General features: G+C 59.0%; 13 protein-coding genes. 8 read left to right on the top strand and 5 right to left on the bottom strand.

From position 1 onward, the window contains the following. Nucleotides 1–10: 10 nt before the first annotated feature. The gene (locus tag BJ985_RS01955; protein ID WP_236587083.1) at nucleotides 11–910 is read right to left on the bottom strand and encodes a DUF3515 domain-containing protein; all 900 of its coding nucleotides are present in this window, start codon (nucleotides 908–910) and stop codon (nucleotides 11–13) included. Here BJ985_RS01955 and BJ985_RS01960 point away from each other — a divergent pair. Genes BJ985_RS01960 through BJ985_RS01995 form a run of 8 tightly spaced genes read left to right on the top strand, consistent with a single transcriptional unit; the run spans nucleotide 858 to nucleotide 8079 of the window. Then, nucleotides 858–1895 carry a thiamine-phosphate kinase gene (locus tag BJ985_RS01960; RefSeq protein ID WP_179386434.1) on the top strand — a complete coding sequence of 346 codons (1038 nt, stop codon included), beginning with the start codon at nucleotides 858–860 and terminating at the stop codon, nucleotides 1893–1895. The two genes, BJ985_RS01955 and BJ985_RS01960, sit on opposite strands and share 53 nt — an antisense overlap. Before the next feature lie 2 nt (nucleotides 1896–1897). Then, nucleotides 1898–2536 carry a uracil-DNA glycosylase gene (locus tag BJ985_RS01965; protein ID WP_179386435.1) on the top strand — a complete coding sequence of 213 codons (639 nt, stop codon included), beginning with the start codon at nucleotides 1898–1900 and terminating at the stop codon, nucleotides 2534–2536. A 10-nt stretch (nucleotides 2537–2546) separates the two neighbouring features. Next, nucleotides 2547–3890 (top strand): DAK2 domain-containing protein, encoded by a 1344-nt coding sequence (locus BJ985_RS01970; RefSeq protein WP_179386436.1) that lies wholly within the window; start codon nucleotides 2547–2549, stop codon nucleotides 3888–3890. Between the two features lie 2 nt (nucleotides 3891–3892). Continuing rightward, nucleotides 3893–6025: an ATP-dependent DNA helicase RecG gene (locus tag BJ985_RS01975; protein ID WP_005327801.1), complete on the top strand. Its 2133-nt coding sequence runs from the start codon at nucleotides 3893–3895 to the stop codon at nucleotides 6023–6025. Between the two features lie 19 nt (nucleotides 6026–6044). Then, entirely contained in the window at nucleotides 6045–6257 is a 213-nt protein-coding gene (locus tag BJ985_RS01980; RefSeq protein WP_005327804.1) for a biotin/lipoyl-containing protein, read from the top strand. Beyond that, entirely contained in the window at nucleotides 6258–6839 is a 582-nt protein-coding gene (gene rsmD, locus BJ985_RS01985; protein WP_005327807.1) for a 16S rRNA (guanine(966)-N(2))-methyltransferase RsmD, read from the top strand. A gap of 26 nt (nucleotides 6840–6865) precedes the next feature. Further along, nucleotides 6866–7339 carry a pantetheine-phosphate adenylyltransferase gene (gene coaD / locus BJ985_RS01990; RefSeq protein ID WP_005323291.1) on the top strand — a complete coding sequence of 158 codons (474 nt, stop codon included), beginning with the start codon at nucleotides 6866–6868 and terminating at the stop codon, nucleotides 7337–7339. Continuing rightward, on the top strand, nucleotides 7336–8079 hold the full coding sequence (locus BJ985_RS01995) for a sulfite exporter TauE/SafE family protein (RefSeq protein ID WP_179386437.1): 744 nt from the start codon (nucleotides 7336–7338) through the stop codon (nucleotides 8077–8079). The genes coaD and BJ985_RS01995 overlap by 4 nt, the downstream gene beginning before the upstream one ends. Before the next feature lie 83 nt (nucleotides 8080–8162). Here BJ985_RS01995 and BJ985_RS02000 read toward each other — a convergent pair whose 3' ends face one another. From BJ985_RS02000 to BJ985_RS02015, 4 genes are read right to left on the bottom strand one after another with little or no spacing between them, the layout of a single operon-like run. Continuing rightward, complete coding sequence (locus tag BJ985_RS02000) at nucleotides 8163–8927, bottom strand: amino acid ABC transporter ATP-binding protein (RefSeq protein WP_005323289.1); 765 nt, start codon at nucleotides 8925–8927, stop codon at nucleotides 8163–8165. Continuing rightward, nucleotides 8927–9880: an amino acid ABC transporter permease gene (locus BJ985_RS02005; protein WP_005323288.1), complete on the bottom strand. Its 954-nt coding sequence runs from the start codon at nucleotides 9878–9880 to the stop codon at nucleotides 8927–8929. Before BJ985_RS02005 ends, BJ985_RS02000 begins: the two co-directional genes overlap by 1 nt. After that, nucleotides 9873–10760 carry an ABC transporter substrate-binding protein gene (locus BJ985_RS02010; protein WP_179386438.1) on the bottom strand — a complete coding sequence of 296 codons (888 nt, stop codon included), beginning with the start codon at nucleotides 10758–10760 and terminating at the stop codon, nucleotides 9873–9875. Before BJ985_RS02010 ends, BJ985_RS02005 begins: the two co-directional genes overlap by 8 nt. Continuing rightward, a complete protein-coding gene (locus tag BJ985_RS02015) occupies nucleotides 10760–11596 on the bottom strand; it encodes a DUF368 domain-containing protein (protein WP_179386439.1) in 837 nt (278 codons plus the stop codon). The genes BJ985_RS02010 and BJ985_RS02015 overlap by 1 nt, the downstream gene beginning before the upstream one ends. Nucleotide 11597: the final 1 nt, after the last annotated feature.

The raw sequence follows: 11597 nt of genomic DNA on the forward strand, positions 1-11597 counted from the left end.
TAAGCGCTGCCTACTTTTCGGTCGTGTGCTTTGCGAGAACGTCGCCGATTTCCACCAGTGCCGCCTGCGCGGCATCTTGTGGGGCGTGTAGCGCAAGGTAGTCCTCGCGGCCGAGGGCAAACCACGTGCCTGCGGTCGTGCCATGGGCCAAGGTGGTGTCCTCGAACCACGGAATATCGTTAACCTGCTGGAGCTTGACTCCCGCCCGGTAGTTCTCCGGCTTGGCTACGCCGCATCGTGCAACGATGTCTTCGCGGCCATCGGCGCTCCACACATAGGTATTCTTTTCCTCTACCTTGCGGCGGTTGTAACCCTCAGCCACCGAATCGGGCAGGGCCTTGTCCACCTCGGCGCACATCTGGTCATTGCCCGCCTTGAGCGCCTTGAGCGGCGCCTCGTGCGCGGTGGCTGGCTTTTCTTCGAGGGAAGAGAGGGCGTCGTTAAGCTCGCCCGGCTCTGCATCGGTGGAGGCAGTGACCGCGACAACGGGGAAGCGCTGCGGCGCATACCAAGTGGTGAGGTTCGAGCCAGGGGTGGCATCACGCACCTGGAACCACTGTTCGCCCTCGACGTCCTGGGTCTGGGAGTACTCGGTGTATTGGAAAGGCATATCCACGCCACAGCGCACGGTGACCTTATCGTCTGAGGTAGCGGCCCAAGCCGCGACACCGGAAGGTACGGGCTCGGCAATGTCTGCCCGCGGTTTATCCATCACCTTGTCCGGCAGGGCGTCGATAAAGCTGCGGCAGGCGTGCGAGTCTGCCTCCTTTGACTCCACGGGGGAGACCGCCACGGGTGCTTTGGCGACGTTATTGAATACGTATTTTGCGCCGAAAAGGACCGCCAGAACCATCACTATGGACAACCCAAGTGAAATGAAGATCGCGGTGCGGTTAAATTGGGATGTCATAAGGGCTCATAGTATCGAAAGGAAGCTGGTGAACTTAACTCAGACCCTCGCAGATGTGGGAGAACGCGCCGCCATCCGGGAAATTACCTCCGTGGCCTCGAGTAGGCTCAATGGAGACGATGCCGCGGTGCTGCCTAGTGCGCCGCCGAATTCCCGCACCGTGGCGGCCACCGATTTGATGGTGGAGGGGCGTCATTTCCTGCGCGAGTGGTCTACCCCGCGCGAGATTGGCAAGAAGGCCATCTTGCGCAATTTTGCCGATGTGGAAGCTATGGGTGCCCGCCCGGTTGCCGTCCTCCTTGCAATCGCCGCACCAGGCGATACCCCGGTGCCCTTCGTGCGCGGCATTGCTGAGGGAATTGCGGAGCATAGCTCTTTCTATAACGCCGAGTTGGTAGGCGGCGACCTTACGAAGTCCGATCTTTTGGTCATTAATATCACGGCCGTAGGCTTCCTGGGCGGCAGCCTTCCCGCCTTGACCTTGGACGGGGCGCGGGCAGGTCAGCAGGTGGTAGCGCACGGCAAGATCGGCCACTCGGCCGCCGGGCTGGCCTTGTTGGAGCGCTTCGGCCGGAACCTGCCTGCAGGGCATGAGCACCTGCAGCCGCTTATCGACGCCCACTGTGCCCCCTGGCTCAACCCCGGCCGCGGCGTCATTGCCCGCGCCGCCGGGGTCACCGCCATGACTGATAACTCAGACGGTTTGATTCAAGACTGCACGACGATGGCCGAGCACTCTTGCGTGCACATGGACTTGGATCCACAGGCCTTGCAACCAGAGGAATTGCTGTGCCAAGCCGCGGATTTACTCGACTGCGACCCGTGGGAATGGGTACTCAGCGGCGGCGAAGACCACACCCTCATTGGCACGACGGCAAAGGAAGCCCCCTCCGGATTCCGAAAGATTGGCACCGTAACCCGCGGCTGCGGGGTTACGCTGGGAGGCACGACACCGAGCTATCAGAAAGGCTGGCTGAGCTTTTAACCATGCACCCCACTTACCACCCTTCCTGGGAGCCGGTACTGGCGCCGGTAGTTGAAAAGCAATGGCCACAGATCTCCCATGCTCTTGAGGGGCAGGACTATTTGCCCCCGGCTGAGGACGTCTGCCGCGCGTTACAGATGCCGCTGGATGAGGTCCGCGTGCTCATTGTGGGCCAAGACCCTTATCCCACCCCAGGACACGCCATGGGCATGGCCTTCTCCACTCGCCCGGGTGTGAAACCGCCGCGTTCCTTGGTCAATATTTACCGCGAGCTGCACGATGATCTGGGTATCGACGGCCGGGAAGACGGGGACCTGAGCGCCTGGGCGGACCAGGGAGTGCTGCTGCTTAATAGGGTGCTTACCGTAGCCCCAGGCCAAGCCGGTTCGCACCGCCGCATCGGTTGGGAAGAGATCACCGAGGCTGCCATTCGCGCGCTCAACCGCAGCCCCATGGTCGCGATTCTCTGGGGCCGGGATGCGCAGGCGTGTGAGCGCTTTCTTCCCGACGTCCCCTGTATCAAGTCCCCACACCCCTCACCGCTTTCTGCCAGCCGCGGTTTCTTTGGCTCGAAGCCCTTTTCCCGGGCAAACGCCCTTTTGCGGGACCAAGGCGCACAGGAAATAGACTGGCGCTTGTAAACTATTGCGCATGTCCTACCCCAGCACGCTGGATTCCCACGGAATGCGCAATTGGGCCACCCGCGCCGTGGGGGAACTAGCCCATCGCCGCGATGAGATCAACGCGCTCAATGTTTTTCCTGTACCGGATTCCGATACGGGCTCGAATATGGCGCACACCATGGAGGCAGCGGTTGCGGAGCTCGACAACGGTGGCGATGTCGCCGATTCACTCGCGCTCGGGGCGGTGCGTGGTGCCCGCGGAAACTCGGGAATGGTGTTGTCGCAGGTTCTGCGCGGCGTGGCCGAGTCAACGGTGGACTCAGTTATCGACGGTGTCGTCTTTGTCCGTTCCCTCAAGCAGGCCGTGGAGCTGGTGGACCGGGCTATCGCCGAGCCGGTGGAAGGAACAGTTATTACGGTTTTGAAGGCAGCAGCCGAGGCTGCCGACGACGCTCAAGCGCAGTCAGGCGCAACCTTGCACAGTATTGTCAGCGCCGCAATCACTGCCGCGCGAATGGCCCTCGAGCGCACTCCTTCGCAATTACCAGCCCTGCGCGAGGCAGGAGTGGTGGATGCTGGCGGCGCCGGCCTCGTCATCCTTTTAGAGTCTCTCCTCGCAGAAATTGAAGGCTCGGCCGGACACACAGGCCTGCCTGAACCGGAGCCGGAAACTGAACTGGAAGTTGTCTTTTTCTTTGCGGGAGATATAGACACGCTCCAGGCAGCAATCGAACCGTTGGGAGACAGCCTCGTTATCGCTCGGGCCACCGAGGACAGCGCTAATGTACATATCCACTCCCGGCAGGCAGGCAAAGTCATTGAAACCGCCTTTGGTACAGGAAAGGTAACCAACCTCCACCTGGAGGTGTTGCCTCCTCACACCGAACCTGCCTCCGAAGAGCCGATTTCTCGTAGAGTGTTTGCCGCTGCACCAGCCGGGCCCATCAGCGATCTTCTGGCATCTGCGGGGGTTAGCGTTGTGTCTCCGGATGATCCCATTGCGGCTAAAGACGAGGACATCGTTCTTGCTACCGGCGTGAGTTCGCAGACCGCTGCTGGGCGAGTAGTGCCCGCGCAATCTCTGGCTGCAGCCTTAGCCGCGATCTCCGTCTATGAACCGGATAACCCAGATACTGGTGCCGTCGTTGCTGCCATGCGTGATGCTGCCAAGTCCATGCGGGTGGCTTACCCGAGCCAGGAAACCCCGCAATCAATCATTGCCACTTGCCGCGATCTCTTAGCAGAAGGCGGTGAGCAGGTCACAGTCTTAAGCGCCCTTGACCTAGACCAGGAGGACCTAGCTCAACAGCTTCGCGTGGACGTTATGGCACTGAAAGTACCGGATATCGCAACCGAAATCGGAGTGGAATAGCAATGCTCGGCTGGCAGGACAATCGCCCTTTGACAGAGGTGCTTGCGGCGAAAGACGCCGCGAAGATTACCAAAGCACTGGGGTATGAGACCTGCGGCGAGCTCTTAGCTCACTATCCGCGAGACTATATCCGCCACAACAAGGACGTCGGACTAGGAGATGCTGCGGAGGGCGATATCGTCACGGTTACCGGAACTATTACCGGATTCACCCGCCACGACTCGGGCAAGACCACCATCATCAATGTGCAGCTCGATGGCAGCATCATTGCGACTTTTTTCAATGCCAATTACGTGATGCGGATGTTGCACCGCGGACAGCGCGTCATGATGAGCGGCAAGCTCAAATTCTTCCGCAACCAACCTCAATTACAGCAGCCGGACTTCGTAGAGATCGATGCGTTCGGCCGCCCCGATGGCGAACTGGATGATTACCGCCAGCCAGCGGCCGAATCCGGCAAGAAGCACCGCCCAAAGGCCACCGGCTCGCTGCGGAACCTGTCGCAGTTTGGCAGGCTCGACCAGCTCCTCTTGGAACGTGAATGGATACCGGTGTACCCGGCCACGTCCAAGGTGACCTCGTGGTACATCATGGGCGCTATCCACTACGTCTTATCTAAGACCCCGCCGATTGAGGAACCGCTGGATTATCAGATGATCATCAGCCTCGATAAGGCAGTGCGGGAAATCCATGAGCCGGGGGAGGCAGGCCCGTACCGTGCGATTCAGCGGCTGAAGTACAACGAGGCTTTGTCTATTGGTTTGGTGATGGCATTACGCCAGCGAGATGCCGAAGCCCGCACCGCTTCTACCATGCCAGCTACCTTAGGCGGCTATCGCGAAGAATTGGTGAGCCATCTGCCCTTTGATCTGACTGAAGGGCAGCGGCGCGTCATCAGCGAGATTGAAGACGATCTGGCTCGTCCGCTGCCCATGATGCGCTTGCTGCAAGGTGAGGTTGGCTCTGGCAAAACCATGGTGGCTACCTGCGCTATGCTGCAGGCTGTTGACGCAGGAACGCAGGCCGCGCTGTTGGCGCCTACGGAAGTGCTCGCCTCCCAACACGCTGCCTCCATCGGGACCTCGGTTCCCGAAGGGGTCAAGGTGGTACTCCTGACCGGCTCCATGCGTACGGCGGACAAGCGGCAGGCATTATTGGATATTGTCTCCGGTGACGCGGACATCGTCATTGGAACCCATGCGATTATCCAAGACAGCGTGGAGTTCTTTAACCTGGGATTGGTCGTCGTGGATGAGCAACACCGGTTTGGTGTAGAGCAGCGCGATAGCCTGCGGTTAAAGGCGCGTGAGGGACTTAGCCCCCACGTGCTGGTGATGACAGCAACGCCGATTCCGCGCACCATTGCGATGACCGTCTTTGGCGACCTCGCCGTATCAACGCTGACCGAGCTGCCCGGTGGTCGCAAACCTATTCAGTCAGCAGTGGTGGCCGAGTGGCGGCCGACCTGGGTGCTGCGCGCACTCGAGCGGATACGCGAGGAGGTTGCCCACGGCCATCAGGCCTATATCGTTTGCCCGCGCATTGAAGGCAAAGGCGGAGTTCTAGAGCTTGCACAGCAGTTAGAAAACGGTCCCTTCAAGGGACTACGGATCGCCATTTTGCATGGGAAGATGCCCAATAAAGACGAGGTAATGACGTCATTTGCCAGGGGAGAGATCGATATCCTGGTCTCTACCACGGTCATTGAGGTGGGCGTGGATGTTCCCAATGCCACGGTGATGCTCATCCGCGAGTCCGAGCATTTCGGCGTTTCCCAGTTGCACCAGTTGCGTGGGCGTGTGGGACGAGGCGGCAATGCCTCCGTCTGCCTTTTGCACACGACGGCAGCCGATAACACTCCGTCCTTCCGTCGTATCACTCAGATCGCCCAAACGTCCTCGGGTTTTGAACTGGCCGAGCTTGATTTGCGCCAGCGCCAAGAGGGCGACATCTTGGGCACCATGCAGTCCGGAACGCACCGCACCTTGCGGCTACTGAACTTGGCGGATGACCAAGACATTGTGGAGCGCACCCACACGGATGCGCGCGCCATGGTGTTGCGCAATCCCGAGCTGGCTGAGGAACTCACGCGCAATTTGAGCGAAAGCGAACAGGAATACTTGGAGAAGAACTAAGACGGGTTAACCTAGAAGCATGAAAATTTACGCCCCCTTCGCGGGCATCGTCCGCTGCCATGTGAATGTGGGAGACACTGTTGATACCGGAGTACCGCTTGCGACCGTTGAAGCCACGAAGCTCGAGGCTCCCGTAGAAAGCCCGGGACCAGGAAAGGTCCACCGTATTGTGGTCTCTGACTTTAGTGACGTGGTGGGCGGAGACCTTTTGATGGAGATTGGAGAAGCATAAATGACGCGCATTATTGCCGGCGAAGCCCGCGGACGCACCATTAAAGTGCCTGCAGAAGGAACTCGGCCTACCGCAGACCGCGCCCGCGAAGGGCTGTTTTCGTCCCTCACTGCACGGTGGGGCTTTGCTGGATCTTCGGTGCTCGATCTTTTTGCTGGCTCTGGTGCCCTGGGCCTAGAGGCGGCGAGCCGAGGGGCAGAGGAAGCAGTACTGGTGGAATCTTCGGCCGATGCAGTGAAAATCATCCGGCACAACATGGGCGTCGTCAAGCATCCCGGCGTGCGCGTGCAAGAGATGAAGGTAGGCACCTACCTGGCTAGTGCCCCGCGCAAACACTTTGACCTGGTGCTTGCGGACCCGCCCTATGCTTTTGATGAGGTGGATGCACTCATTGCTGCCATCGAACCGGTGCTTACTGATCACGCAATGGTAGTAATTGAGCGCCACGTCGATTCCGCGGATACGGTGTGGCCTGCTGGTTTTGAGCCCACCGGCCAGAAGCTGAAGAAGCGCACCTTTGGCATCGCACGTATGGATATGGCGGTTTATACCCGTCCCGGCAGCGAGGACGCCGAAGACTAAACCCCTGAAAAGAAAGCGAAAGTAGCATGACTAAGGCCGTCTGCCCTGGATCCTTCGACCCCGTCACCTTAGGTCACGTCGATATCATCAATCGCGCTAACCAGATGTTTGATGAGGTCACCGTGTTGGTAACCGGTAATCCCGACAAGCCCTCAGGGCTCTTTAGCGTGGAGGAACGCATGGAACTTATCCGCCAGAGCGTGGATTCTTCCATCAAGGTGGATTATTGCTCCGGGCTGTTGGTGGACTACACCACGGAGCATGGGGCAGACGTCCTAGTGAAGGGACTGCGTAGCTCTCTGGATTATGAATATGAGCTGCCCATGGCGCAGATGAACCGGCGCCTTTCGGGAATCGATACTGTCTTCCTACTCACGGACGAGAAGTACGGCTATATCAGTTCCTCGTTGTGTAAGCAGGTAGCAAAGTTTGGCGGTGACGTAACGGGTATGTTCCCCGAATCCGTAGGCCGTGCGGTAAAGGAGAAATACCGGCAGTGAGCCTCGCACTGGTTATTTTCCTCGTCGTTGTCGTTGGTTCGACACTGCAGCGGGTATCCGGAATGGGGCTCGGTCTCATCGGCGGTCCCATCCTCATGCTCATTATGGGGCCGGTCGAAGGAATCCTCGTCATTAACGTTCTGGCCTGCATAAATGCGATTCTGACCACCTATTCCGTGCGTGAGAATGTGAGCTGGAAGAAGTTCGGACTTATAGCTCCAGTTATGGTGATTGGTTCCTTGGCCGCGGCGTTGCTCATTAGGCGTATGGACACGGCAGGGCTCATGATCGTAGTGGGCGCTGCGCTTCTGGCCGCATTGGCCGTAGTGACATTTGGAAAGAAGTTTGTCCCGCCGATGGAGGGCAAAGGCCCTGCCATCTCCGCCGGTATTCTCGGCGGCTTTACCAACACCTTGGCCGGCGTGGCCGGCCCGGTTATTACCGTCTACGCCCAGGCGGCAAAGTGGCCTCAACATGTCTACGCAGCTACGCTGCAGCCGATTTTTGTCGTAGGCGGATTCTTTTCCGTGATGACCAAGACGCTTACTGGTGCGGCGCATTTTGATGGCCTGCCTTGGGTGATGTGGCCCGCCGGAGTATTAGGTATGTTCGTCGGCATTTGGGCCGGCACCCGGATTGCTCGGCGTGTTCCACGAGAAAAGGCCCGCGTGCTCTCATTAAGCGTTGCCGGGTTGGGCGCGGCCAGCGCACTGATTCGGGGTATTTTGACGCTTTCGTAGGCGCGTGAGCCACGACAAAGCCCGCCGGTCCTCTTTGCTGAAGAGGCGGCGGGCTGAAGGCACTCTGCGGAGTGTAGTGGGGGCTATAGCAACGAAGCCAAAAAGTCCTTGGTGCGTGGTTGTTGCGGGTTATCCAAAACCTCAGCTGGGCTGCCGGACTCGATGACCACGCCGCCGTCCATGAAGAAGACCTTATCGGCTACCTCGCGCGCAAAACCCATCTCGTGGGTGACGACGAGCATGGTCATGCCTTCAGCTGCGAGGTCCTTCATAACGCGCAGCACTTCGCCGACGAGCTCGGGGTCGAGGGCGGACGTAGGTTCGTCGAAAAGCATAAGCTTAGGATCCATAGCCACCGCACGAGCGATGGCAACGCGCTGTTGCTGTCCGCCAGAGAGCTGCACCGGGTAGTTATTGGCCTTGGAGGCCAAGCCAACGTCCTCCAACAGCTCCATAGCGCGGGCGCGGGCGGTCTCTTCCGGAATCTTTTTCACCTGCACCGGTGCCTCGATGATGTTTTCAATCACCGTGCGGTGGGGGAAAAGGTTGAAAGACTGAAAGACCATTCCGATATCGGAGCGCTGTTCTGCGGCTTCCTTTTCGCTGATCTCATACAGGGTGCCGTTCTTTTCGCGGTAGCCAATCAGCTCGCCGTCGACGTAGAGTCGGCCGGCCGTCGCCTTATCAAGGTGGTTGACGCAGCGCAGGAAAGTGGACTTGCCGGAGCCCGAGGGGCCTAGTAGGCAGGCCACTTCGCCGGGCTGGACCTCAAGGTCAATGCCTTTGAGGACCTCGAGCTGTCCGAAGGACTTATGGACGTTCTGGGCGGAAATCATGGGAGTAGCCATTAGTTTTTAGCCTCCGAAATCACGGATACGTTGCGGGGGATGGTTCCTTCAGCGTCTGCCAGCGCAGCAAGTTGGCGGCCGGTGAGTTCGCGGGTGGCACCGCGCTCAAAGCGGCGCTCCAGGAAGTACTGACCCACCATCAGCAGGGAAGTAACCACGAGGTACCAGGACGCTGCGACCAGTAGCAGCGGGATGGGCTGGAAGAGGGCGGCGGAAATATCCGTGGAACGGCCGAAGATTTCCTCGGTATAAGGAATGGCCACCACGAGGGAAGAGGTCTTGAGCAAGGAAATGAACTCATTGCCTGTGGGCGGAATGATAATGCGCATGGCCTGCGGAAGGACGGTGCGACGCATGGTCATCCACCAGGACATGCCGAGCGCCTTGGAAGCTTCCTTCTGCCCCTCGGGAACGGAGGTGATACCGGAGCGCACAATCTCGGCCATATAGGCGGCTTCATTAAGCCCCAGGCCCATCACCGCAAGGAAGAAAGCGTTGGTGAGGATCGTCTGCAAAGATACCTCGGTAAAGCCCAAGTTGATGGATTGGTAGATGGCGGAGAGTAAGCCCCAGAACACCAGTTGCACATAGATCGGCGTGCCGCGGAAGACCCAGAGGAATATCCAGGAGACGCTGCGCAGCACCGGGTTGGGGGACATGCGCATAACCGCAAGTATGGCACCACCCACAACGCCGATGATCATTGACAAAATGGTGATGGCAATGGTGTGCAGGGAGGCAAGCGCAATGCGCTTATCAAAGAGATACTGGAAGTAGGTGTCCCAGCCAAAAGCCTCGTTGCGGGCGGAGGCGATGATGAACCACACGGCGAGCACGATAAGCAGGCCGGCGAATACCCAGCGCCACGGGTGGCGTAGAGGTCGCGCCTCGATCTTGGCGGGCTTTTCCTTAGGCTCTGCCGTAGCTGGCGTCGCCGCATTTTCATTAACCATTGATCGGCCTTTCATTAATCATTGCCTGGTCTATTAAGCCATCCTCGATGCCCCAACGGGACAAAATTTCTGCATACTCACCGGTTTCGATGAGGTGTTGCAGTGCCGCAGCTGAGGCCTTGCCCAAATCGGAATCCTTGGGTACGGCAAAGCCATAGGGCGATGCTTGGAACATATCGCCTACCTGCCGCATCTTTCCTTCGGAGCGATTGACCGCCCACGCCGTTACTGGGGAGTCTGCGGACAGGGCATCTGCGCGTCCCATAAGTACCGCCAGCGCGGCGTTGTCACCGGTGTCATAAGACAAGACTGTGAGATCGCCGTTGCACGCATCCTTCTTGGGCCGCACATCGTCGGTTTCAGATACCGTGGTGCGCTGCACCGCAACGGTCAAGCCGCAAGGATTATCCGGGTCAACCTTTTTAGGTCCGTCTACTCGTTCGGCCCACTGGATGCCGGCGTAGAGGTGATCTACAAAGTCGAATTCATTGCGGCGTTCGGGGTTATCCGTGAACCCGGATGCGCCCATATCAATCTGGCCCGATTGCACGGCCGGCAGGATCATGGAGAAGTCCTGTTCCACGGGCTGGAAATCGAGTCCCAAGACGCCGGCAACGGCGTGCGCAAGATCGAGTTCAACGCCCTGGAGCGCCCCGTGGGAATCCTTAAGCTGAAATGGGGCATAGGGTGGGTTAGTTCCGGCAGTGAGGACGCCATCGTTGTCGTCATACATGGCGGCAATTTCCGGCACCATTGCGGAATGGGGTTCTTCCCAGCCGTCCGGAGTGGAATCTTCCTCGTTGGTGACGCAGGCGCCCAGGCTCAACGTGGGGACGAGGACCGCGGCGAGAATTGTGCGGCGAGAAAACGAACGCGGCATTACTCTTGCGCCGTCCTTTCATCTATAGCGCGGGCTTTCTTCATATCTGCGAAGATGAACGCGGAGACGATGAGTGCACCGAGGATGAACATGCCGATGATGATGCCGCTAGAGGCATCCTGGTCAGCTCCCCACGGCCATAGGGCGCGCAGAGAACCGAGCATGAAACCTGCCATGGCCATCAGCGTGGGGGCGCGGTGGTGATCCAGCAGGAAATTTAATGCCTTGATGAATGCCGCGAGGCCACACAGGGCACCCAGCGCGAAGACGGCGATAGTGCCTAGGTCACGATCTGAAACCGCGCCAATGATGGGCTGGTAGAGGCCCATGGTCAGCAGGATGAGCGAGCCGGAAATGCCTGGCAGGATGAGTGCGCATACCGCGATGGCGGCGGCGAAGAAGACCACGATGAGGCTGGGGTTCTCGTGCGGTTCGGAGGTGAATCCGGTGATAAAGAAGATCGCAATCGTGGCAACGACGAACGCGATGATGGACGAGGGGCGCAGCCGTTCCTGCTTGGAGAGCATGGATAGCGGTACAAAAATGGACACAGCCACCATGCCCAAAAAGAGCGCTCCGGAAGCCGATACGTGATTTTCCACGAAGTTAGAAAGCACGGTGGACATCCCGAAGACGGCGATGAACATACCGATAGCTACGGAGAGGAGGAAGCTCCATTCGACCTTCTTGAAGCGGCCGGAGATGAGATCGTTGGCGTTGTGGACTGCGCGTTCATAAATGCCCACGATGAGCGCCACGGTGCCACCGGAGATGCCGGGTACGAGCTCGGCCATGCCGATGAGGGCACCGCGGATAGCGTTCAAAATGTACTGCATA

The organism is Corynebacterium tuberculostearicum (assembly GCF_013408445.1).
Classification (GTDB): Bacteria; Actinomycetota; Actinomycetes; order Mycobacteriales; family Mycobacteriaceae; genus Corynebacterium; species Corynebacterium tuberculostearicum.

What these genes read in the sequence shown, in the direction of transcription:
- BJ985_RS01960 (WP_179386434.1), top strand. Translation starts at nt 858, where the DNA reads ATGGACAACCCAAGTGAAATGAAGATCGCGGTGCGGTTAAATTGGGAT.
- BJ985_RS01955 (WP_236587083.1), bottom strand. Translation starts at nt 910, where the DNA reads ATGACATCCCAATTTAACCGCACCGCGATCTTCATTTCACTTGGGTTG.
- BJ985_RS01965 (WP_179386435.1), top strand. Translation starts at nt 1,898, where the DNA reads ATGCACCCCACTTACCACCCTTCCTGGGAGCCGGTACTGGCGCCGGTA.
- BJ985_RS01970 (WP_179386436.1), top strand. Translation starts at nt 2,547, where the DNA reads ATGTCCTACCCCAGCACGCTGGATTCCCACGGAATGCGCAATTGGGCC.
- BJ985_RS01975 (WP_005327801.1), top strand. Translation starts at nt 3,893, where the DNA reads ATGCTCGGCTGGCAGGACAATCGCCCTTTGACAGAGGTGCTTGCGGCG.
- BJ985_RS01980 (WP_005327804.1), top strand. Translation starts at nt 6,045, where the DNA reads ATGAAAATTTACGCCCCCTTCGCGGGCATCGTCCGCTGCCATGTGAAT.
- rsmD (WP_005327807.1), top strand. Translation starts at nt 6,258, where the DNA reads ATGACGCGCATTATTGCCGGCGAAGCCCGCGGACGCACCATTAAAGTG.
- coaD (WP_005323291.1), top strand. Translation starts at nt 6,866, where the DNA reads ATGACTAAGGCCGTCTGCCCTGGATCCTTCGACCCCGTCACCTTAGGT.
- BJ985_RS02000 (WP_005323289.1), bottom strand. Translation starts at nt 8,927, where the DNA reads ATGGCTACTCCCATGATTTCCGCCCAGAACGTCCATAAGTCCTTCGGA.
- BJ985_RS02005 (WP_005323288.1), bottom strand. Translation starts at nt 9,880, where the DNA reads ATGGTTAATGAAAATGCGGCGACGCCAGCTACGGCAGAGCCTAAGGAA.
- BJ985_RS02010 (WP_179386438.1), bottom strand. Translation starts at nt 10,760, where the DNA reads ATGCCGCGTTCGTTTTCTCGCCGCACAATTCTCGCCGCGGTCCTCGTC.
- BJ985_RS02015 (WP_179386439.1), bottom strand. Translation starts at nt 11,596, where the DNA reads ATGCAGTACATTTTGAACGCTATCCGCGGTGCCCTCATCGGCATGGCC.